The sequence below is a fragment of the Lentzea sp. NPDC036955 genome, assembly GCF_055608005.1.
On the sequence record NZ_JBVJRC010000002.1, the window covers coordinates 111,070 to 132,563 of the forward strand.

Consider the following 21,494-nt stretch of genomic DNA (forward strand, 5'->3'; position numbering starts at 1 on the left):
TGACGTGAGTTTCGCGTTCGTCAGCGGCAACCTGGCACTGGACTTCCTGGGCACCCTGAAGTGGCGCGGCGGCGACGACGAGGAGCTGCTGACCGGCCCGCGGGACGTGGGTGCGTGGGCGGTGGCGGCCGGGCTGGTCACGGAGCAGCCGGAGGTGACCGCGGCCCAGCTCACCGCGCTCGTCGAGCTGCGGGAGTCGGTGTACCGGCTGGTCAGGGCCACGCTCGCGGGCAGCGGCCGGCCGGAGGACGACCTGCTGCGGGTGAACTCCTACGCGGACGCCCCGGCGCCGACGTTCACGCTGACGGAAACCGGGGTGCGCAGGCACGGCACCGCGCGTGCGGTGGGCGGCGAGATCGCGCGTGCGGCAGCGGCCCTGCTGGAGCGCGCGGACGAGCTGGTGATCAGGGAGTGCGGGCGCGCCGAGTGCACGCGGATCTTCATCGACCGCTCGCGCACCGGCAACCGGCGCTGGTGCGACATGGAGGAGTGCGGCAACCGGATCAAGGCGGCCCAGTACCGCGCCCGCCGCAGGAGCGGCTAGGACTCCAGCTGCCGGTACTGCTCCCGGTCCATGTCGTAGACCTCCAGCGTCACCTGCGTGGGCAGGCCCTCCACCGGCTTGAGGTGCTCACCGGCGAGCCCGACGACCGTGCGGCCGACCTCCTGCTTCAGCTCGGCCGGACGGCCGGAGAGCAGGCCGACCCGGACGTGGACCATCGCGGCCGGCGCACCCTCGCCGATCACCGACTCCTCGATCTGCCGGAACCGCGTCTTGAACGCGGCCACCTCGGAGGAGACCAGCGGTGACACGGCCCGGTGCAGTGCGAGGGCGAACCCGCGGCGGTCGAACGCGCCGGCCAGCTCGGCGGAGTACTCGACGGTGATCTGTGGCATGAGGTCAACCTACTGGGTGCTCAGGTGAGCTCGGCCGAGTCGGTGAGCTGCAGCTTGCGCCGCGCCCGCTGGTAGAACGTGGTCATCCCCAGCCGCACCACCTTCGCGGCGGCGGGCCGCCCGCGCAACGACACCCGCTCACCCGGCTCGACGTAGCCCGCGACCTGCCCGTCCACCTCGACGGCCAGCCGCCCGCTCGACGGCAGCAGGTCGAGGTCCACCTCGTCGGCCACCGACAGCACCACCCCGCGGCTGTAGGCCGAGTGCGGCGCGGCCGGGGTGACCAGCAACGCCTCCACCGACGGGCTGGTGATCGGCCCACCGGCCGAGAAGCTGTACGCGGTCGACCCGGTCGGCGTCGCGACGATCACCGCGTCCGCCGCGTAGCTCACGAACGGCTGCCGCGCGACCCGCACCGCCACCCGCGCACTGCCCTGACCGGGCGTGCGCACGACCGCGACGTCGTTGAACGCGGTCACCTCCTGATCGCCGAACGTCGCGTCGACCGCCAGCCGCGGCTCGACGGTGAACTCGTGCGCGTCGATGGCCGACAGAGCAGCGGGCAGGTCCGGCACGTCGACCTCGGCGAGGAACCCGAGCTTGCCCAGGTTCACGCCCAGCACCGGCGCCTTCTCCCCGTCGGCCAGCCGCATCGCGCGCAGCATCGTGCCGTCACCGCCCAGGCTCACCACCAGGTCGGCCCGCCGCCCCAGCTCCACCGCCGACACCGGGGTGGCGGCGCAGCGCAGGCGTTGGATCTCGTCGTCGATGCCGAGGATCTCGACACCGCGGTTGGCCGCCCAGCCGAGCACGGCCTCGACCGCGGCGGCGGAGTCACGGCGCGGGTGCAGCACCAGTCCTGCGGCGTGCACGTCAGCGGGTCCTCACGTCTTGGGTCACGGACGCCAGTCTGCCCTCGTCCGGCGGGAAGCGTGCGGTACGGGGGACGTACCGGGCCTCCCGCCACGGCCGGCACCCCGTTCGGGGAAGGTCACGATCCGCAGAGCGGGGTGTGCCCGACGCCGGGGAAGTGCCGGTCGTGCTCCTGCGGTGACAACGGTGGTGACGCGGTGGCGCAGACCCGTTGCGCGGCATGCTCTTCGTCGGCCTCCCAGGTCCGGACGGTGTGGTCGCCGCTCGCGCTGAGCACCGTGTGCGCGTCCGGGTGGGCCAGCCCGTACACCCGTTCGGTGTGCCCGCTGAGCACCGCGAACGGGGTGTGGTCGGACAGGCGCCACAACCGCACGTCGTGGTCGGCGCTCGCACTGGCCAACGTCGTGCCGTCCGGGGAGAACGCGACGGCGTGGACGGTGTCGGTGCGCCCGGTCAGCTCCGCCGTGCGGGCGCCGGTCGCCGCGTCCCAGACGCGGACGGCGAAGTCGGTGGTCCCGGTGGCGATCCGGGTGCCGTCGGGGCTGAACGCGACCGACTTCACCACGTGCCCCTGGCCGGGCAGGTGGGTCGTGACCCGGTGGGTGTCCACGTCCCAGATCCGCACGCCGAAGTCGCCGCCGCCGCTCGCGAGCCTGCGGCTGTCCGGGCTGAACGCCAGTGCCTGCACCGACTCCGCGTGCCCGGTCAGGGTGCCCAGGGACGTGCCGGTGGCGGTGTCCCACAGCACGATCGTGCGGTCGGTGCTGCCGGTGGCGAGCACCTTGCCGTCCGGGCTGACGGCCATGGCGTTCACCGCGTCGGTGTGCCCGGTCAGCGGCGGCAGCGGTTGTGGCTGCCGGGGATCGCCGATGTCCCAGCGGTGCACGCGCTGGTCGGCGCTCGCGGCGTAGAGGGTGCGGCGGTCGGCGGAGAACGCCACCGAGTTCACCGCGCCGGCCGGTCCGGTGAGCACCGCGGCCGTCCGGCCGTCCGCCAGCAACCGGACCGTGCGGTCGTAGCCGCCGGAGGCGACGAGGGGGCCGGAGGAGGCCACCGAGTACACCGAGTCGTTGTGGCTCAACGGCAACGGCAGGTCCCACAGCCGGACGGTGTGGTCGTCGCTCGCGGTCACCAGCGTGCCGTCCGCGACCACCGCGCCGACGACCGCGGCGGTGTGGCCGGTCAGCACCAGCGGGTCACCGGGGTGGTCGAGGTCCCAGACGCGGGCCGTGCGGTCGACGCCGGTGCTCACCAGCCGGGAGCCCTCGAAGGCCAGCCCGCGCACGGCGTCCGTGTGCCCGGTCAGCACGCGCGGCTCGCCGCCCTCGACCGGCCAGACCCTGACCACCCGGTCCTGGCCCGCCGTGGCGACCAGGGTGCCGTCCCGGCTGACCGCGACCGCCTGGACCGCGCCGGTGTGCCCGGTCAACGGCCGTGCCCGGCGGGTGCCGAGGTCCCAGAGCAGCGCCGAGCCGTCCCACGACCCCGTCACGAGGTGCCGGTCGCCCAGGTCGAGCGCCACCACCGGTGCCGGGTGCGGGAGAACGGCGACCTCGCGGGGTGAGCGGAGGTCCGTGAGGTCCCACAACCGCACGGAGTTGTCCGATCCGGCGGTCGCGAGCAGGCGGTCGTCACGGCTGAACGCGACGGCGTTGACCGGCCCGGTGTGACCGGTCAGCGTCGCGAGAACGGCGCCGGAGCTGGTGTCCCACAAGCGTGCCGTGCGGTCCCAACCGGCCGTGGCGAGCACGTTGCCCGTGGAGTTGAACGCGACGTGCGGGACGTTGTCGGTGTGGGCGGTCAGCGTGCGCACCTCACGGGGGTGGTGCGGGTCGGCGATGTCGGTGAGCCGCACCGTGCGGTCGTGGCTCGCACTGGCCAGCAGGTGCCGCGCCGGGCTGTGGGCGACCGCGTTGACGGCGTCGGTGTGGCCGGTCAGCAGGGTGGCGTAGGACGGGGTGAACGAGCCCAGCAACGCGCTGCGCGCCTCGACGGTGGGGGACAGGCGGAACGCGGCCAGCGCGAGCTGGGCGGCGAGCGCGGGATCGGTGCCGCGCAGGCGGTGCACGTCCTGGGCGACCTTCTGCGAAAGCGCGTTGTTGCGTTGCCGGGTGGCCTCGGAACCCGCGTCGACCGCCGTGACGGCACCGATGGCCGTGGCCACCAGCAGCACCGACAGCAGCGCGGTGAGCAGGCCGAGCCGGCGCCGGTCGGAGCGGGCCTTCGCGAGCTCCGCGGACTCGGCGGCCAGGCTCGCGGTGAGGAAGTCGCGTTCACGGGCGGTCAGCGGGTGCGGCGGCTCGTCGAGCCACGACCGGAACGCCGCGAGCCGCGCACCCCGCACCAGCGCGCCGGGGTCGCGGTCGAGCGACTCCCAGACACCGGCGGACTCGGTGAGGTCGCGGTGGGCGCGCAGGCCGTCGCGGTCGGCGGTGAGCCACTCGCGCAGCCGGGGCCAGCAGCGGATCAGCGCCTCGTGGGTGAGCTCCACCCGGTCGTGGTCCACCGTGACCAGCCGCTGCGCGGTGAACGCCTCCAGCACCAGCCGCGTGTCCGGTTCGTCGTCCAGCTCGGCGCGGGCGATTCGGCGCCGGGTGTCCTCGGTGCCGTCGCCGACCGCGGTGAGCCGGAGGAACAACGACCGCGCGCGCTCCCGCTGTGCCCCGGTCAGCTCGCCGAACACCGACTCCGCCGTCCTGGACAGCGCGCCCTCGAACCCGCCGGCGGCCTGGAACCCCTGCAACGTCAGCGTGTTGCCCTTGCGGCGGTGCCACGTCTCCAGCAGCGCGTGCGACAGCAGCGGCAGCGCGCCCGCGTGACCGGTCCCGTTCGCGACCAGCTCGGCGACCAGCGCGGTCTCGACGGCGCACCCGACGCCGCGGGCGGGCTGGACGATCGCGGCGCGCAGCTCGTCGGTGCTCATCGGCCCGACGGTGACCTGGCCGGACCCCATCGCCTCGACCAGCACCGGGAAGTCGGCACAGTGGCCGTAGAAGTCGGCGCGCACCCCCAGCACGACCCGGTGAGCGGTGATCTTCTCGACGAACCGGCGCCGGGTCTCGCGGTCGGCGCAGAGGGTGAAGACCTCCTCGAACTGGTCGACCACCAGGACGGCGTTCTCACGTGCGTGTGCTCGGTACTCCTCCAGCGGCTGCGCACCGGGCGTGAACAGCACGGCGTTGCCCAGGCGCGGCAGCAGCCCGGCCCGCAGCAGCGACGACTTGCCCGCACCGGACGCCCCGACGACCACGACGACGCGCTGCTCCTCCGTGCGTTCGACCAGCTGCTCGACGAGCCGGTCGCGGCCGAAGAACCGGTCGGCGTCCTCCGCCTGGAAGGCCGCCAGCCCCGCGTACGGCGCGCTCCGGTCGTCGACGTCGGCGGGCCGCTGGCCTGCGGACGTCTCCTGCCAGCGCTGCCGCCACTCGTCCTCGTCACCGCCGCACGCCCGCACGTATGCCAGCGCGACCTGCAGCGTCGGCAGCTTGCGCCCGGCCGCGGCCTGCGACAACGCCGCCTCCGAGTAGTGCGTGCGCGCACTCAGCTCGCGGTAGGTCGGGCTCCCCGCCCGCTCCCGCAACGCCCTCAGCTCGCGCGCGAACGCGAGCACCGCGCCGTCGCCCGCGTCGAGCGGTCGTTCCCTGCGTGGCATCCCCGAATCCCCCTGCCCTCGCGTACCGAGCAAGGTAGCGGGCGCCGCTCAGCCGCAGAACCGGATGATCATCGCCGTCAGCCGGTCGCTCCTCGCGGGTTGGCGCTCGTGCCCTCGGTGCCGAGCAGGACGACGACGGACGTGAAGTCGAGCCCGAGGTCCCCGTGGGGAGCCGCCCGCAGCCCGGCGAGCGGGGCGGCACCACACGGTCCGGAGTGGACGTTGCGCGCGTGCAGATCCGCTGCCGCCTTGGTGCATTCGGCGTCGGAGACGGTGACGGCGGCGTCCAGGCCGTTGCGCAGGAACGGCCACGCGGTGGTCGACGGCGTCCCGCAGTTCAGCCCGGCCATGATGGTGTCGCTCGTGCCGATGGTGACCGGTTCGCCGGCGATGAGGCTGGCCGTGACGCACGCGGCGGTCTCCGGTTCCACGGCGAGGACGCAGGGCGCGGCCGTCGTGCTGCGGTAGTGCGTGATCACGGCCTGCGCGAGCGACCCCACCCCGACCGGCACCACGACCAGGTCCGGTGCCCGCCCGAGCTGCTCGTCGACCTCGGCGCACAGCGTGGCGTACCCCTCGACGACCCACCCCGGCACCTCCTCGTAACCGGGCCACCCCACGTCCTGCACCAGAACCCCGTCCGCCTCCGCGGCCGCACGGACCGCGTCGCCGTACGACCCGCGCACGACCGTGACCCGCGCACCCTCGCCGGCGATCGCCCGCACCACCTGCGGGTGCACGGCCTCCGGCACGAACACGTGCGCCGCCCGCCCCCGCAGCCGAGCCATCCGCGCCACCGCCCGCCCGTGGTTGCCCTCGGTGGCGGCGACGAGCGTGACCGGCGCGGTGACCCGTTCGAGGAGGCGGTGCACGGCCCACGACGCCCCGAGCGCCTTGAACGCGGGCAGCCCCAGCCGGTCCGACTCGTCCTTCACCAGCAACCGCCCGACCCCGAGCTCCGCCGCGAGTTCCGGCAGCTCGACGAGCGGCGTCGGCGCGTAACCCGGCAGCCCCGCGTGGAAGGCGCGCACCTCGCGCGGCGCCGGTGCACACCGCCACTGCCGGGCACCCGGCCGCGTGAACCACATCATGGTGCCCAGCCTGGGGCCTGGCCGAGCCGTCGGTCCAGCGCGCGTTCGCGACGCCTGCTCGTCCGGTTCGCCCACCGGTTCTCCACTAGGCTGGACCGCGGTGGGAGGAGGCGCCGTGACCGATGACGAGCTGGTCGTCGAGTTCGCCCTGACCCGCCTCGACCACCCCGGCCTCGACCTGGAGGAGGTCGCCGCGCTCGTGGTCCGCCGCGTGGGACCCGACCGGATGGTGGAGTTCGCCGGCCAGACCCTGGCCCACCGCGACGAGCTGCGCGGGGCGGTGTTCCCGGCTGCTGTGGAGCACGTGCTGCGGGTGGTGCTGACGTTGCGCGGTCCTCGGGACTAGCACCGGGGCGGTTGCCGTTCGTGATGCCGCGGCGCAGGTGCTGTAACACGCGGGGCGAATCGTCGATGATCTTTCGTGGCGACTCGTGCGTGGCCGGTCGGGCCTCGACCCGACCAGGAAGAGGAGCGGTCCGTGCCTGAAGACCGGCTCGCGTGGAGCCGTGCCGACGGTGCCGCTGCGGAGCAGCTGTGGGAGACGCTGAACGACAGCGCCAAAGCCCTCTTCTCGGAGTTGATGACAGAGCCGGGGAGGAAGTTCAGCGGTGACGAGCTGAGCCGACTGCTCGACCTGCCCAAGGGCAAGAGCAGTGTGGCGGGCGTCCTCGGCACGGCAGGCAAGCGCTGCTACCAGCTCGGCCGCGCGTTGGTGTGGTGTTGGGGGTATCCCGGTGGCAAGACCGCCCACTACTGGATGACCGAAGAGGTCGCCGCTCTCTTCAAGCGGACGAGTGCGCGCTGACCCGCGCTGAGGGCGGGCATCAGGTCAGAGCAGGACGCCGTTCCAGCGCCGTCAATCGCACCGTCGCCGGCGCCTCCTCACCGCCCGGCGCGCGCAGCTCCCGTGCGATCGTCAGCGACTCCCGGCCCCGCCCGACCTGGCTCAGCAGCGCCGAACAGGTCTTGAGCGCGCACCGCAGGTCGGCCGCCACCGCAGGTGAGGTCCGGCCGAGGTCGCGGTAGATGCGGACGGCGGCCTCGGCGGCGCGGACGGCGTCGTCCAGTTCGAGGCTGGAGTGCATGCGGACCCAGGCGAAGGCGTGCAGTGCCGCGGCGACCTGGGGGGTGCGGCCGGTGCCGATGCCGGCGACGGCCCAGCGGGTTGCCTTGAGGGCCTGGTCGCGGCGGCCGTACTCGGCGAGGCGGGTGCCGAGCGAGGCCAGGCACGTCGCGAAGTCGGCGCGGTGGGCGTGGTCGAGGTCGGCCAGGCGCTGGTAGGAGTCGGCGGCCTGCTCGGCCGCGGTGAGGGCCTCCGCCTGCTTGCCGAGGTCGGCGTGGCGGGCGCTGAGGTTGCCCAGCGACCGGGCGAGCAGGGCCTCCATCGTCACCAGCGCGGCGGCGGACGGGGTGAGGTGGTCCGACCAGCGCGGGTGCACGGCGCACACGGCGGCGGTGAGGCGGTGGGCGATGGCCGAGCGGGCCGCGAGGTTGTCGGTGGACTGCATGAAACCGGGGCGCGGGAAGTTGAAGATCTCGTCCACCCGCCGTTGCAGGTCGCTGTCGGACGACGCGCGCGGGGTGCCGGGCAGTGCGATGCCGAGCTGCGTCAGCACGGAGTTGAGGCGCAGCTCGTGGGCGTGCAGGTGGACCTCGAACACGCTCGACCTGATCACCACGGCCTTGCGGGTGGCGGCCAGCGCGCCGACCTGCTCACCGGCGCGGGCCAGGTGCACGCCGTGGTTGTGCAGGGACGTGGCCAGCTCGGCGTCGTAGACCGCCGGGTTCACGGTCGCGAGCGTGCGGTGCAGGTCGACGGCCTGCGCGCTCCACTCCCGCCCCTCGGGCGCGCGGCCCAGCTCCAGGCAGATCGCGGCCAGCTCCCGCAACGACAGCGCGAGACCGGGCTCGAACAGCGCCGGGTTCGTGATCGCCAGCCGGCGGCGGATCGCGACGGCCTGCTCGGTGGCCCGCAGCGCCTCCTCCCAGCCGCCGAGGTGGGAGCAGTGCAGGCCGAAGTTGTGCAGCGCGCCCGCGAGGTCCGGGTCGAACACGGCCGGGTTGACCGCGGCGAGCCTGCGGTGCAGGTCGACCGAGTGCCGGGCCGCCTCCAGCGCCTCGTGCCGGCGGCCCACGCCCGCGAGGTGCATGCCGAGGTTGTTCAGCGCCACCGCGAGCAGCGGTTCCTGCGGCTGGCGCAGGCGGCGCAGGATCGCCACGCACGTGCGGGTCGCGCCGAGCGCCTGACCGCGCAGGCCCAGCGCCGACAGGTCCATCGCGAGGTTGTTCAACGACGACGCGAGCTCCGCCGACGCCGGTGTGAGCCGCTGGCGCAGCTCCACCGCGCGGGCCGTGGCGTCCAGCGCCCGCTGGCCGAGCCCCGCGCCGGACAGGTGCGTGCCCAGGTGGTGCAGCGCCTCGGCCAGCACGAGCGGGTACCTGTCCGGCTGCCGCTGCGCCAGGCCCTCGTAGATCTGCACCGCGGGCTCGCTCGCCTTCACCGCCTCGTCGAACGCGCCCGCGTTGGCCAGCCTGCGGGCGAGCACCATCAGCAGCCGTGCGCGTTCGGCGGGGTGGTGGGTCTGCTCCAGCCGGTGCTCGGTCAGCCGCTGGGTCAGCCGGGCCGCGGGGAAGTCCAGGTCCACGTGCCGTTCCGGCAGCTGCGGCTCGATCGCGGCCAGCAGGTCCGTCCCCGCTGTGTCGACGACCGCCATCAACGCGCTGCCACCCGCGGCGATCACGCGGCACGGGTCCTCGCGCACCACCGCGTCGAGGTGCTCGCCGACGTGCGGCCACCGCTTGCCCGTCTCGGCGAGGACCGTGATCACCTGGCTGAGCGCGCCCGTCGTCAGCAGCGCGCGCACCATGTCCCGGCAGCGCGGATCGGTCTTCAGGCCCCGTGCGACGAGGTCCTCGCCCAACCGGTCGGGCGCGAGCGGGGCCAGCACGGTGCCGTCGTCGGCGGGCGGGTAGCAGGCCTGGTGGTCGTCGAGCAGCCGGTCGGCCTCCTCCCGCGACCGCGCGAGCCCGGTGACCCGCAACGCCAGGCAGCCCTCGCGGTAGGACATCGGGCCGGTCAGCGTCGCGAGGAACACCACCCGCCCCAGCACGTCCGTGCTCGCCCCGACGCTGCCACCGGCCCGCATCCCGGCCCAGTGGTCGGTCTCCCGGTCGAGCAGGTAGCAGGCGAGCGCGCCGGGGTGACCGGGCGGCACCCGGTTGCGGTCGCACGCGTCCACGGCGGCGAGCGCGGCCATGAGGATCGTCAGCACGGACTGGTAGGCGGGGTCGGCCAACGACCCCGCGGGCGTCGCGTCCCGCGCGTCCGTGCCCAGCACGGTGCTGAAGCTGTCCCGCGCGGAGTCGAACACCGCCTGCCGCGCGTCCACGTCGGCGGCGAGGTCGGTCAGCCGTTCCGACTCGGCCGCCACACCGCGCTTGAGCAGCGGGTAGCGCAGCAGGTCCCACCACCGCGCGCCCGAGCGGGCGAGCAGCAGCACCCTGGTGGGACCGGCGTGGTGGATCAGCCGGTCCTCGAACAACGCCAGCAGGTCGGCGCGCGGCCACCTTTCCGCGTAGTCCACTATGACGAGAATTCCCGTGTTCGGCTCGGTGACCGTGAGCTGTTCGGCGAAGGCCTCCGAAGAATCGCCGCCGTGGTGCGCGACCAGCACCGAGTAGCCCGCCCACATCGATTCCGCCGCGAATTCCGTGGCCAGTCTGGTCTTGCCCTGGCCGCCCGGACCGTGCACGAGCATCGCGCTGATCCGGCCCTCGCCGCGCCGCCACTCGTCGAGCCGGGCGAGCTCGTTCTCCCGGCCGGTGAAGGGCACGACCTGGTTGCCGGCGAGCAGCAGTTGGCTGGGCTGTCTGCGCAGCTCAGCGGGGTCCGGTGGGGCGGGGCTGGTGAACGGGCGCAGGTCGTAGCGGCGTCTGCGGGAATGGATGTTGACGTTTCCATCAATGTGCCCGACCTGCACGACCGGACCGGTCGCGAGCCCGGTGAAGTCGTTGCGCACGTCGGATTCGAGACCGTCTCGTCTCCGGTTTTCGTGGGCCCGCATCCGTTCCGCTCCTGAACGCCCTGGGGAAAGCGGAAAGCGTAGCGGCACGAGCAAGTCCGTGATCGCCTGGCCAGCATTTGTCCACTTTTCCGGGGAGTTCGCCGAATCAATTGATCTTGGCAAGACTGAACACGTTCGGTGCGGACGGCGTCGCGGCCACGACCCTCGGCGGTGACGGGCCTGGAGATGCTCACGCACGGGCTGTTCGCCGACGACAGGTTCCTGCGGGCGTTCACGGAGGTCCGGAGTGGACACCGCTGAGCACGTGGCGCCGGCACGCGAACCAGTATCCGGAGTCGCATGTGGATCGGGTGGCCGCGGGAGCGGGCTCGACGAGGACTCAAGCGGGCCTCCACCAGGAACGAGCCGATGTTGTCGGTCCCCCCGAGTAACGTCTGGCCCATGAACGCTGGGGACCGGATTCAGGAGCTCGCCGCCCGCCTCTTCGAGCTGCGCGACGCGTACTACCAGGGCGCGCCGCTGGTGGCCGACGCCGAGTACGACGCACTGGAGGACGAGTTCCGGGCGCTGCTCACCGAGCACCCCGAGCTGACGCCGGAGGACAACCCGCTCGACTCGGTGGGGGCGCCCACCGTGCTGCACGCCCCGGTGCGGCACTCGCGGCCGATGCTGTCGCTGGAGAAGGCGAACCGGCCCGAGCAGGTCGAGGCGTTCTTCGGGCGGTTCCCCGGCCAGCAGGTGGTGGTGATGCCGAAGCTCGACGGGCTGTCGCTGGCGCTGGTGTACGAGAACGGCAGGCTGGCGCGCGCGGTCACGCGGGGCGACGGCACGACGGGCGACGACGTCACGTACCTGACGCGCGCGCTGACCGACGGCGTGCCCGACCGGGTGGACGCGCCGGGGCGGGTCGAGGTGCGCGGCGAGTGCGTGATGCTGCGGTCCACCTTCGACGCTTACAACAGGAAGAACCCGGACAAGCCGCTGATCAACCCGCGCAACGCGGCGGCGGGCACGTTGCGCGCCAAGGACCCCAAGGCGGTCGAGGGCCGGCGCATGCAGTTCTTCGCGTTCGACCTGACGACCGAGCCGGAGAGCGCGGACTCCGACCTGGACGCCGGTCTGCGCAAGCTCGGCTTCAGCGTTGCCGAGATGCGGCACTGCGGCACCGCGGCTAAGGCGCAGGAGGTCATCGCTTCGATCGAGGAGCAGCGCAACTCCCTCGACTACGACCTCGACGGCGCCGTGCTGCGCCTGGCCGACCGCGACGCGTTCGCCGCCGCCGGCACCCGGTCCAGCTCACCGCGCGGCGCGATCGCCTACAAGTTCGCCGCCGAGGAGAAGACGACGGTGCTCGCCGACGTGGTGTGGGACGTCGGCAAGACCGGCAAGATCGCCCCCGTCGCGTGGCTGGAGCCGGTGTTCGTGGGCGGTACGACCGTGACCCGCGCGACCCTGGCCAACCAGGAGGTCATCCGCGCCCGCAACATCAAGATCGGTGACACGGTCCTGATCCGCCGCGCCGGCGACGTGATCCCGTTCGTGGCGGGCGTGCTCGACGCCTCGAAGCGCACCGGCGAGGAGCGCGAGATCGTGCCCCCGACCGAGTGCCCCTCGTGCGCGCAGCCGCTGACCGAGCAGGGCAACAGCCGGGAACTGTTCTGCACCAACGCCGCCTGCCCCGCGCAGACCGTGCGCCGCCTCATCCACTGGTCCTCCCGCGCGGCGGCGGACATCGACGCCATCGGCCAGGTGTGGATCGAACGCCTCGCCGAGACCGGCGACCTGGTGAACCCGTCCGACTTCTACACCCTCACCAAGGAACGCCTGCTGGAGTTCGACCGCGTCGGCGAGGTCTCCGCGACCCGCATGATCGAGTCGATCGACCGCAGCCGCGCCGTCGGCCTGCGCCGCGCCCTCATCGGCCTCGCCATCCCGATGGCCTCCGAGGGCACCGCCGCCCGCCTGTGCCGCGCCGGCTTCGGCTCCCTCGAAGAGGTGGCCGACGCGGGCGTCGAGGCCCTGGTCGCCGTCGACGACATCGGCGCGAAGGTCGCCGAGTCCCTCATCCACCACCTCACCCGCCTGCGCCCCGAGATCGAACGCCTGCGCGCCCGCGGCGTGAACCTCGACGTCCGCGACGAGGACCTCCCACCCGTGGTCGCCGCCGGCGCCCCGCTCGAAGGCAAGTCCGTCGTCATCACCGGCTCCATCAGCGACCCCCGCTCCGGCGAGAAGGTCGCCCGCCCCACCTTCCAGCGCATGTGCGAGAAAGCCGGCGCCACCGCCGCCTCCTCGGTCTCGGCGACCACGGACATGCTCATCACGGGCGCGGACGTCGGCGCGAGCAAGCTGACCAAGGCGGAGAAGCTCGGCGTCGAGGTGGTGGACCAGGGCGAGATCTGGTCGAAGCTGATCGCGGCGGGCATCGCCTGACCGGCGCCCGCCTCCGGTGCCGCCTCCGCGGCGGCCGCCCTCACCCACAGCGTCGTCATCTGTCCTGCCGCGTCTCCACGCGCAACCGCTTGCCCTGCAACGGCGAGCGGCACCCGTTGTGCCAACGGGCCGAAGTCGGCGAGCAGGGTCCGCGTCACGGGCGCTGCGGTGTGACGAGGCCCGACTCGTAGGCGAGGACCACGAGCTGGGCGCGGTCGCGGGCGTGCAGCTTGGTCATGGCGCGGTTGACGTGGGTCTTGGCGGTGAGCGGGCTGATCACCATGCGGGCGGCGACCTCGTCGTTCGACAGGCCCTGGGCCACGAGCACGACGGCCTCCTGTTCGCGGTTGGTCAGCTCGCTCAGGCCGTGCCGGTTGAGCTGCGGCTGGCTCACGTACCGGTCGATGAGCCTGCGGGTGATCGACGGCGCGAGCAGGGCGTCGCCGCGGGCCGCCACCCGCACCGAGTGCAGGAAGTCCTCCGGGTGCACGTCCTTGACGAGGAACCCGGCCGCGCCCGCCCGCAGCGCCTCGAACACGTACTCGTCCAGGCCGTAGTTGGTGAGGATGACGACGTGCACGCCCGCCAGCGCCGGGTCGGCGGCGATCCGGCGGGTGGCCTCGATGCCGTCGACCTCGGGCATCTGGACGTCGACGAGCGCGATGTCCGGCAGGTGGGCACGGGCCTGCTCGACGCACTCGGCGCCGTTCGCCGCCTCCGCCACGACCGCGATGTCGTCCTCGGCCTGCAGCAGCGCGCGGAACCCGCTGCGGATCAACGGCTGGTCGTCGGCCAGCAGCACCCGGATCACGGCTGTGCCACCGGCAGCTCGGCGTGGACGCGGAAGCCGCCCCCGGTGCGCGGCGCGGCGTCCAGGTGCCCGCCGAGCGCGGTGATCCGTTCGCGCATCCCCCGCAGGCCGACACCGGGAGTGCCGTTCGGGGTGGCGGTGCCGTCGTCGTCGACCCGGATGACGAGCGCGTCCTCGCGGTGGTCGATGTGGACGCTGGCGGACGCGGCCCGCGCGTGCCGCGCGATGTTGGTGAGCGACTCCTGCACGATCCGGTACGCGGTCCGGTCGACGGCCGCGGGGAGGTCCGCGCGGTCGCCCTCGATCGTGAGCCGGGCGTCGAGGCCGGTGGTCCGCGCGCGGTCGACGAGGTCGGGCACGTCGCCCAGGCCGTGGTACTCGGTGTCGTCGCGCAGGGCCTCCAGCGTGGCGCGGAGCTCCCTGGTCGCCTCGCGGCTGGCGTCGCGAATGGCGATGAGCGCGTCCGGAACGTCCTCCCGCCGCTTCCGCGCGAGGTGGACGGCGACCTCGGCCTGCAGCTTGATCACCGAGATCTGGTGGGTGAGCGAGTCGTGCAGCTCGCGGGCGATGTGGAGGCGTTCCTCGTTCGCCCGGCGCAGCGCGGTCTCCTCGCGGGTGCGCTCGGCCTCGTCCGCCCTCTTCTCCGCCTGCCGCAACGCTTCTCCCGCCGCCGCGGCCGCGACGAGCCAGGCGATCTGGAGCACGTCCCGGCTCTGCGTGAACGCCTCGGCGGTGGTCAGCCCGCGCGGCGACAGCACGACGGCGAGCGGCAGCGCGGCCAGCATCAGCACCGACCCGGCGACCGTGACGACGTGGTGACCGGCGCGCATCGCGGCGTAGACGGCGAACAGGAACGCGATCACCGGCACGTCGAACCCGGCGGCCTGGTAGCCGAGCGCGGTGAGCCCGGTGGCGGCGAGGACGGCACGCGGGTGGCTGCGCCGCGCGACCAACGCCAGTCCGCTCGCCGCCAGCAGCGCGAAACCGAGCGGTTCGAGCGTCGTGACCGGCCGGGCGGCACCGGCGACCACGAGGCTCGCCGCCACCCCGGCCGCGATCGCCCAGTCCGTCCACCGCCTGCTCATGCGTGCACCCTAACCGGATGTTCACGCTGGTAGATCCTGCACGGGGAGGACCTTCCGGCTACCGCGGACGCAGTAGACGGGTGTCTGTGCGCGCACGACGACGCGGGCGGTCTGCGCGGCCACGCTGGGGCCATCCGTTGAAAGGGGAAAGTCGTGGTTCTCGCACAGATCGCCGACACGTACGGGATGACGGCGGGCCGCACGTGGTCGCTTATCGGCGCAGCACTCGGCCTGGCCGGGCTGGTGCTCGCGTTCGCCGGCCGCCGGTTCGCGGTGGCCGCTCTCACCGCGGGTACCGCCGGCGCGGTGGCCGGGGTGCTGGTGGTGGCGTTCGCGAAGGGCGGTCCCGGCACCGGCCACGGCATCGTCGGCGGCTACGTGTCACTGGTCGTGGGCCTGGCCGCGGTGGTCACCGCCGTGCTCAGGCGTAGAGGCGCTCGGGCTGCTGGACCGTCCGCCGGGTGATGAGCCCCGCCGCACCCCGCACGACCGCGAACTCGCCGAGCGGCGACGCGACCAGCCGCGTGTGCCGCTCACCGCCCGCCAGCACCCGGTTGTCCATTTCGGACCGGATCGCGGCGCTCAAGTGGTCGTGCAGGACGGCATAGCTGCCGCCGAGCACGACGGTCGGCACGTCGAAGAGGTTCATCAACGTCGCCAGCCCCACTCCGAGCGCCCGTCCGGCCTCGCTGACGGCGTGCCGTGCGCGTTCATCGGTCTTCAGGGCTTCCGTGAGCTCGTCGAGGTGCTTGCGTCCCGCATCCCGCAGCATGACGTCAAGCCCCGCATACCGTTCCACGCACCCACGGCTGCCACACGTGCACTGCACACCATCGCGCTCGATGACCACGTGCCCGAGCTCGCCGGCGAACCCGCTCACCCCGCGGTACACCTCGCCGCCGAGCACCACCCCGGCGCCGATGCCGACGTCCGCCGAGACGTGCACGAAGTCCTCGCCCGCCAGGTGCTTCGGCCACAGGTGGGCGAGGGCGGCGAGGTTGGCCTCGTTGTCGAGCTCGACGTCCAGCCCGAGCCGCGCGGTCAGGTGCGCGGTGAGGTCGTGGCCGACGAGGTGCGGCAGGTTCGGCGCACGGACGACCGTTCCGTTGTGGACCACGCCGGGCACCGCGAGCCCGACACCGAGGACGGTTCTCGTGGTCTTCGCGCTCTCGACGAGGTCGGCGACGCGGGCGAGCACCTGCTCGGCGGTGGCGTGCCGGTTGTCGGCGGGCACCCGGTGCCGGTGCACGGTCTCGCCGTCGAGCCCCAGCACCTCGACGGCGAGGTGCTCGACGTTGACCTCCACGCCGATCGAGACCGGCCCCTCCGGGTGGAACCGGAGCGGCTTCGACGGCCGTCCGACCCCGGTCAGGGTCGCGGGCTCCTCGACCAGGACACCGTTGGCCAGCAACGGTTCGGTCAGGTTCGACAGGGTCGCCTTGGTGAGACCGGTGCGGGCGGCCAGTTCGGCGCGCGAGCCGGGTTTGTCGACCAGGGCGAGCAGGACGGTGCGCAGGTTGCCGAGGCGTACCTGCCGCAGGTGGTCGACGGTGGTCATCGCCATCAGTATCGCCGCGCGGGGGCGGAGGGGTGCGCGTGGATGCCGGTTGGTGGGCCGACGCGAGTGGACGGGGGAGCGGCGGGTCGCGTGCTGGTGGCACATGCGCCCACACCGCACCCCACACACAACCCGGCCGGCGTGCGCACGACTCCCACCGCGCGCACGCCGCCCAAGCCCACTCCCAAGTCCCCGGTCACATCATCACCGGCTCAGGTACTTCTGCGCCGCCTCGCCATACCGGGCCCGGACCTCCGCAACAGCGGCGGCCTCGAACACCTCCGCCGCCCCGCGCGACCACGCGGGCGGCTGCGCACCACCGGCGAGCACCCACGCGGCTTGCCGGGCCGCACCGTCGGCCACGTACTCGCCGGGCGACGGCACGGTCACCGGCACGCCGAACACGGTCGGCGCGATCCGGCGGACCGCGGGTGAGGCAGCCGCGCCGCCGACCAGTTGCACGCCGGTCACGTCGGCGCCTTGGGCGGCGAGTGCGTCGAGGCCGACGGCCAGGCCGCACAGCATGCCCTCGACGGCGGCCCTGGCGATGTTCGCCGGGGTGGCGTTCGACAGGGTCAGGCCGTGCAGGGCGCCGGTCGCGTCCGGGAGGTTCGGGGTGCGTTCGCCCTCCAGGTACGGCACCAGCACCACGCCCTCCGCACCGGCCGGGGCCGACAGGGCGAGCGTGCTCAGCCGGTCGAGGTCCACGCCCAGCATGCGGGCGGTCGCGTCCAGCACGCGCGCGGCGTTCAGGGTGCACGCGAGTGGCAGGTAGCGGCCGGTGGCGTCGGCGAAGCCCGCCACGATGCCGGACGGGTCCGTCGCGCGGACCTCGCTCGTCGCGGTCACCACGCCGGAGGTGCCCAGGGACACCACGACGTCGGTGCCCGACGAGACGCCCAGCATCGCCGCCGCGTTGTCGCCGGCGCCGGGACCGAGGCGCAGGTGGCCCGCGGTGACCGACTCGGCAGGGCCGAGCACGCGGGGGAGCTGCACGTCGGCGCGGCCGAGGCCGCGTTCGAGCAGGCTCGGGACGTACTCGTCGGCCACCGAGTCGAAGTAGCCGGTGCCGGAGGCGTCCGAGCGGTCCGTCACCAGGTCGGCGAGGTCGCCGGTGCCGCGCAGCCGCCACGTCAGCCAGTCGTGCGGCAGGCAGACGGCGGCGGTGCGCTTGGCGTTCTCCGGTTCGTGCTGCTGCAGCCAGCGCAGCTTGGTGATCGTGAACGACGCGACCGGCACCAGGCCGATCCGCGCCGCCCACACGTCCGCGCCGAGCTCGGCGGTCAGGTCCGCGGCGGCTGCCGCGGACCTGGTGTCGTTCCACAGCAGGGCGTCCCGCACGACCTCGCCGTCGTCGTCGAGGCACACCATGCCGTGCTGCTGCCCCGCGACGCTGAGCGCGGCCACGTCGTCGAGCCCGCCCGCCTGGGCGGCGGCCTCCTCGTACGCCCGCCACCAGTGCGACGGGTGCACCGACGTGCCGTCGGGGTGCGCGGCCCGGCCCTCGCGCACGAGCTCGCCGGTGTCCGCGTCCCTGATGACGACCTTGCACGACTGCGTCGACGAGTCGACCCCCGCCACGAGCGTCATGTCAGCGCGCTCCCATGAGGTGCTCGAGGGCCAGCTGGTTGAGGCGAACGAACCCGAACCCGCGCTCGGCGGCCTTGTCCGGGTCGAACGACTCGGCCAGCAGCTCGTCGTAGCCCTCGCCGTCGTTCAGCGTCGGCTGGCTCAGCTCCGGCACACCGGCGGTGGCCAGCGCCTCCTGCACCTCGGGGTCGGCCCTGAACGCCGCCGCACGCTCCTTGAGCAGCAGGTACGTCCGCATGTTCGCCTTGACCGACTCCCACACGCCGGTGAAGTCCTCGGTGCGCGACGGCTTGTAGTCGAAGTGCCGCGGCCCCTCGTAGCCCGCCGTCTCCAGCAGGTCGACCAGCGCGAACGCGTTCATCAGGTCGCCGTGGCCGAACACCAGGTCCTGGTCGTACTTGATGCTGCGCTGACCGTTGAGGTCGATGTGGAACAGCTTGCCGTGCCACAACGCCTGCGCGATGCCGTGCACGAAGTTGAGGCCCGCCATCTGCTCGTGCCCGACCTCGGGGTTGAGGCCGACCAGCTCCGGCTTGTCCAGCGAGGTGATGAACGCCAGCGCGTGACCGATCGTGGGCAGCAGGATGTCGCCCCGCGGCTCGTTCGGCTTGGGCTCGATGGCGAACTTGATGTCGTAACCGCGGTCGGTGACGAACTGCGTGAGCAGGTTCAGGCCCTCGCGGTAGCGGTCCAGTGCCGCCCGCACGTCCTTCGCGGTGTCGTACTCGGAGCCCTCGCGGCCGCCCCACAGCACGTACGTCTTCGCACCGAGCTCGGCCGCGAGCTCGACGTTGCGCAGCACCTTGTGCAGCGCGTACCGGCGCACGCCCCGGTCGTTGCTGGTGAAACCGCCGTCCTTGAACACCGGGTGGGTGAACAGGTTCGTGGTGACCATCGGGATGGTCAGCCCGGTCTCCTCCAGCGCCCCCTTCAACCGGCCGACCTGCTGGTCGCGGTTGGAGGAGTCGAAGAGGTCGTCGTCGTGGAACGACATGCCCCACGCGCCGAGCTCGGCCAGCTTGTGCACGGCCTCGACCACGTCCAGTGCGGGTCGCGTGGCCTCGCCGAACGGGTCACGACCCGGCCAGCCGATGGTCCACAGGCCGAAGGAGAACTTGTCCGCCGGAGTGGGCGCGCTCATGATCCACCCTTTCGTTCAAAGCTTGAACTTAGTGCAGACCGTACGACGCCGAGCCCGTGATCGCAATAATCCGGTTCCACGTCCGCAACGCGCCTCGTAGACTTCTGATCACCATCACCGAGCGAGGGGAGTACGGCCGTGCGCGTCCGCACCGCTCCCCGCTTCGACGTGATCCTCGTGTCCTCGCACCCCGGCTGCCCGCTGCGCGCCGGGCACCGGTAGTCCGCGAAGACCCCTCTTCTCCCGGCACGTGACCTGTCGTGCCGTCCGGGTCTCGTCGGCCGCATCGCGCCGACCGCACCACCAGAGACCACCCGAAAGGCACCGCGCCATGCGCGCCATTCGCAACATCGGCATCCTCGCCCACGTCGACGCCGGCAAGACCACCCTCACCGAACGCGTCCTCTTCGTCACCGGCACCACCCACCGGCGCGGCGAGGTCCACGACGGCACGACCGTCACCGACTTCGACCCGCAGGAGCGCGACCGCGGCATCACGATCTTCGCCGCCGCCGTGAGCTGCACGTGGGACGACCACCGCATCAACCTCATCGACACGCCGGGCCACGTCGACTTCGCCGACGAGGTCGAACGGGCGCTGCGCGTGCTCGACGGCGCGGTCGTGGCGTTCGACGGGGTGGCCGGGGTCGAGCCGCAGAGCGAGTCGGTGTGGCGGCAGGCCGACCGGTACGGCGTGCCGCGGATCGCGTTCGTCAACAAGCTCGACCGGGCCGGCGCCGACCTCGACCGGGCCGTCGAGTCGATCAGGACCCGGCTGCGCACCACGCCGCTGGTCGTCCAGCTGCCCATCGGCCGGGAGGACGGCTTCCGCGGGGTCGTCGACCTGGTCGCGATGCGCGCGTACGTCTGGACCGACGAATGCGCGGAAACCGCTGTGCCGCAAGAAGCACACGCCCGCAGGAGAAGGCTGGAGGAAGCGGTCGCCGAGCTGCACCCCGGTGCGCTGGAGGAGTTCTGCGCGAAGGACGAGCTCACCGACGACACGCTCAGGAACGCCTTGCGCGACCTCACGCACGCGAACAAGGCGACAGTCGTTCTGTGCGGCAGCGCGTACCGCAACCGCGGCGTCGAACCGTTGCTGGACGCGGTCGTGGCGTACCTGCCGTCCCCTGTGGACGTACGGCCGATCGAGAGCGTGGACGGGCAACGACGACGGGCGGATCCGGAGGAACCGTTCGCCGCGCTGGCGTTCAAGGTGAACTCGACCGCGACGGGCCGGGTGACCTCCGTGCGCGTCTACTCGGGCACCCTCCACAAGGGAGACACGGTGCTCGTGAACGGCCGAACGGAACGCGTCGCGCGGATCCTGCGGGTCCAGGCCGACCGGCACACGCCGATCGACACCGCGACGGCCGGTGACATCGTGGCCGTGGTGGGGCTGAAGAACACGCGCACCGGGGCGACCCTGTGCGCGCCCGACGCCCCGCTGCTGCTCGAAGAACCGGTCACGCAGGACCCGGTCGTCTCGGTGGCGGTGGAGGCCAGGTCCGCCGCCGACACCGAACGGCTGGTCCAGGCGCTGGCCCACCTCACAGAGGAGGACCCGTCGCTGAAGGTCACGACCGACCGGGAGACCGATCAGCTGCTGCTCGCCGGCCTCGGTGAGCTGCACCTGGAGGTGGCGGTGGAGAAGGTGCGCCAGACCCACCGCGTCGAGGTCGTGACGGGACGGCCGAGGGTCGCCTACCGCGAGACGGTCGAACGGGGTGTGTCCGGATTCGTCTACCGGCACGTGAAGCAGGACGGAGGTGCGGGGCAGTTCGCCCACGTGGTGATCGACACCGAACCGGCCGACGCCTTCGAGTTCCGCTCGGCGGTCACCGGCGGGCGGGTGCCGCAGGAGTTCGTCAGGGCGGTCGAACAGGGCTGCCGCGACGCGCTCGCCGAGGGCCCGCTCGGGTTCCCGGTGGCCGGTGTGCGGGTGACGCTCACCGACGGCTCCACGCACGTCAAGGACTCCAGTGAGATGGCCTTCCGGACGGCGGGCCGCCTCGGGCTCCGCGACGCGCTGCGCCAGGGCGTCATGACCAGGCTCGAACCGGTGACCGAGGTCACGGTCACCGTGCCGGAGGAGTTCGCCGGCGGCGTGTTCGGCGACCTGGCGGCCCGGCGTGGCCGCATCCTCGGCTCCACCACCAGGGCGGACGTGGCGGTGGTGACGGCGAGCGTGCCGCTGGCGGAGATGTTCGGCTACGTGACGAGGTTGCGCAGCCGGACGCAGGGCCGCGGCACGTTCACCAGCCGCCCCACCGGTTATGCGCCCGCATAGCACGGAACGGGCCCGCCCGCGCACCGGCGCGGGCGGGCCTATGCTCGA

At 73.1% G+C, this 21,494-nt stretch carries 16 protein-coding genes; 6 read left to right on the forward strand and 10 right to left on the reverse strand.

The genetic code is table 11. The features are described 5' to 3' along the window. Nucleotides 1–4: 4 nt before the first annotated feature. A complete protein-coding gene (locus ACZ7CF_RS05585; RefSeq protein ID WP_458432698.1) occupies nucleotides 5–544 on the forward strand; it encodes a CGNR zinc finger domain-containing protein in 540 nt (179 codons plus the stop codon). Here the strand turns inward: ACZ7CF_RS05585 and ACZ7CF_RS05590 are convergent. From ACZ7CF_RS05590 to ACZ7CF_RS05605, 4 genes are all read right to left on the reverse strand, one after another. After that, nucleotides 541–897, reverse strand: coding sequence for a 5-carboxymethyl-2-hydroxymuconate Delta-isomerase (locus ACZ7CF_RS05590; protein ID WP_458432697.1), 357 nt, complete (start codon nucleotides 895–897; stop codon nucleotides 541–543). The two genes, ACZ7CF_RS05585 and ACZ7CF_RS05590, sit on opposite strands and share 4 nt — an antisense overlap. Before the next feature lie 20 nt (nucleotides 898–917). Then, the gene (locus ACZ7CF_RS05595; RefSeq protein WP_360384571.1) at nucleotides 918–1,769 is read right to left on the reverse strand and encodes an NAD(+)/NADH kinase; all 852 of its coding nucleotides are present in this window, start codon (nucleotides 1,767–1,769) and stop codon (nucleotides 918–920) included. A 119-nt stretch (nucleotides 1,770–1,888) separates the two neighbouring features. Then, the gene (locus tag ACZ7CF_RS05600; RefSeq protein ID WP_470368949.1) at nucleotides 1,889–5,422 is read right to left on the reverse strand and encodes an nSTAND1 domain-containing NTPase; all 3,534 of its coding nucleotides are present in this window, start codon (nucleotides 5,420–5,422) and stop codon (nucleotides 1,889–1,891) included. A 77-nt stretch (nucleotides 5,423–5,499) separates the two neighbouring features. Beyond that, nucleotides 5,500–6,513: a pyridoxal-phosphate dependent enzyme gene (locus ACZ7CF_RS05605; protein WP_470368950.1), complete on the reverse strand. Its 1,014-nt coding sequence runs from the start codon at nucleotides 6,511–6,513 to the stop codon at nucleotides 5,500–5,502. Between the two features lie 115 nt (nucleotides 6,514–6,628). Here ACZ7CF_RS05605 and ACZ7CF_RS05610 point away from each other — a divergent pair, with 115 nt between their 5' ends. Both ACZ7CF_RS05610 and ACZ7CF_RS05615 read left to right on the forward strand, forming a co-directional pair. Further along, on the forward strand, nucleotides 6,629–6,859 hold the full coding sequence (locus ACZ7CF_RS05610) for a hypothetical protein (protein WP_360384565.1): 231 nt from the start codon (nucleotides 6,629–6,631) through the stop codon (nucleotides 6,857–6,859). Between the two features lie 132 nt (nucleotides 6,860–6,991). After that, nucleotides 6,992–7,318, forward strand: a complete 327-nt coding sequence (locus ACZ7CF_RS05615; protein ID WP_360384563.1) for a DUF6416 domain-containing protein — start codon at nucleotides 6,992–6,994, stop codon at nucleotides 7,316–7,318. A 19-nt stretch (nucleotides 7,319–7,337) separates the two neighbouring features. Here the strand turns inward: ACZ7CF_RS05615 and ACZ7CF_RS05620 are convergent, their stop codons facing one another. Then, entirely contained in the window at nucleotides 7,338–10,577 is a 3,240-nt protein-coding gene (locus ACZ7CF_RS05620; RefSeq protein WP_470368951.1) for a tetratricopeptide repeat protein, read from the reverse strand. A 402-nt stretch (nucleotides 10,578–10,979) separates the two neighbouring features. Between ACZ7CF_RS05620 and ligA the strand changes: the two genes are divergently transcribed. Beyond that, on the forward strand, nucleotides 10,980–12,971 hold the full coding sequence (gene ligA, locus ACZ7CF_RS05625) for an NAD-dependent DNA ligase LigA (RefSeq protein WP_470368952.1): 1,992 nt from the start codon (nucleotides 10,980–10,982) through the stop codon (nucleotides 12,969–12,971). Between the two features lie 154 nt (nucleotides 12,972–13,125). On the opposite strand, the gene ACZ7CF_RS05630 is transcribed toward ligA, so the two are convergent. Both ACZ7CF_RS05630 and ACZ7CF_RS05635 read right to left on the reverse strand, forming a co-directional pair. After that, nucleotides 13,126–13,782, reverse strand: a complete 657-nt coding sequence (locus tag ACZ7CF_RS05630; protein WP_360384557.1) for a response regulator transcription factor — start codon at nucleotides 13,780–13,782, stop codon at nucleotides 13,126–13,128. Next, the gene (locus ACZ7CF_RS05635; RefSeq protein WP_458432690.1) at nucleotides 13,779–14,867 is read right to left on the reverse strand and encodes a sensor histidine kinase; all 1,089 of its coding nucleotides are present in this window, start codon (nucleotides 14,865–14,867) and stop codon (nucleotides 13,779–13,781) included. The genes ACZ7CF_RS05630 and ACZ7CF_RS05635 overlap by 4 nt, the downstream gene beginning before the upstream one ends. 153 nt (nucleotides 14,868–15,020) lie before the next feature. Here ACZ7CF_RS05635 and ACZ7CF_RS05640 point away from each other — a divergent pair, with 153 nt between their 5' ends. Further along, nucleotides 15,021–15,332 (forward strand): DUF6223 family protein, encoded by a 312-nt coding sequence (locus ACZ7CF_RS05640; protein WP_470368953.1) that lies wholly within the window; start codon nucleotides 15,021–15,023, stop codon nucleotides 15,330–15,332. Here ACZ7CF_RS05640 and ACZ7CF_RS05645 read toward each other — a convergent pair. From ACZ7CF_RS05645 to xylA, 3 genes are all read right to left on the reverse strand, one after another. Then, on the reverse strand, nucleotides 15,289–16,425 hold the full coding sequence (locus ACZ7CF_RS05645) for an ROK family protein (RefSeq protein ID WP_360384551.1): 1,137 nt from the start codon (nucleotides 16,423–16,425) through the stop codon (nucleotides 15,289–15,291). The two genes, ACZ7CF_RS05640 and ACZ7CF_RS05645, sit on opposite strands and share 44 nt — an antisense overlap. A gap of 204 nt (nucleotides 16,426–16,629) precedes the next feature. Beyond that, the gene (locus ACZ7CF_RS05650) at nucleotides 16,630–18,015 is read right to left on the reverse strand and encodes a xylulokinase (protein ID WP_470368954.1); all 1,386 of its coding nucleotides are present in this window, start codon (nucleotides 18,013–18,015) and stop codon (nucleotides 16,630–16,632) included. 1 nt (nucleotide 18,016) lies between these two features. Continuing rightward, complete coding sequence (xylA, locus tag ACZ7CF_RS05655; RefSeq protein ID WP_360384547.1) at nucleotides 18,017–19,156, reverse strand: xylose isomerase; 1,140 nt, start codon at nucleotides 19,154–19,156, stop codon at nucleotides 18,017–18,019. Nucleotides 19,157–19,487: 331 nt separating this feature from the next. On the opposite strand from xylA, the gene fusA reads away from it, so the two are divergent. Further along, nucleotides 19,488–21,446 carry an elongation factor G gene (fusA, locus tag ACZ7CF_RS05660; protein WP_470368955.1) on the forward strand — a complete coding sequence of 653 codons (1,959 nt, stop codon included), beginning with the start codon at nucleotides 19,488–19,490 and terminating at the stop codon, nucleotides 21,444–21,446. Nucleotides 21,447–21,494: the final 48 nt, after the last annotated feature.

Bases quoted from the DNA above. Each gene is read 5' to 3' on its own strand.
- ACZ7CF_RS05590 (WP_458432697.1), bottom strand. From the start codon at position 897: ATGCCACAGATCACCGTCGAGTACTCCGCCGAGCTGGCCGGCGCGTTC.
- ACZ7CF_RS05600 (WP_470368949.1), bottom strand. From the start codon at position 5,422: ATGCCACGCAGGGAACGACCGCTCGACGCGGGCGACGGCGCGGTGCTC.
- ACZ7CF_RS05605 (WP_470368950.1), bottom strand. From the start codon at position 6,513: ATGATGTGGTTCACGCGGCCGGGTGCCCGGCAGTGGCGGTGTGCACCG.
- ACZ7CF_RS05620 (WP_470368951.1), bottom strand. From the start codon at position 10,577: ATGCGGGCCCACGAAAACCGGAGACGAGACGGTCTCGAATCCGACGTG.
- ligA (WP_470368952.1), top strand. From the start codon at position 10,980: ATGAACGCTGGGGACCGGATTCAGGAGCTCGCCGCCCGCCTCTTCGAG.
- ACZ7CF_RS05635 (WP_458432690.1), bottom strand. From the start codon at position 14,867: ATGAGCAGGCGGTGGACGGACTGGGCGATCGCGGCCGGGGTGGCGGCG.
- ACZ7CF_RS05645 (WP_360384551.1), bottom strand. From the start codon at position 16,425: ATGACCACCGTCGACCACCTGCGGCAGGTACGCCTCGGCAACCTGCGC.
- ACZ7CF_RS05650 (WP_470368954.1), bottom strand. From the start codon at position 18,015: ATGACGCTCGTGGCGGGGGTCGACTCGTCGACGCAGTCGTGCAAGGTC.
- xylA (WP_360384547.1), bottom strand. From the start codon at position 19,156: ATGAGCGCGCCCACTCCGGCGGACAAGTTCTCCTTCGGCCTGTGGACC.
- fusA (WP_470368955.1), top strand. From the start codon at position 19,488: ATGCGCGCCATTCGCAACATCGGCATCCTCGCCCACGTCGACGCCGGC.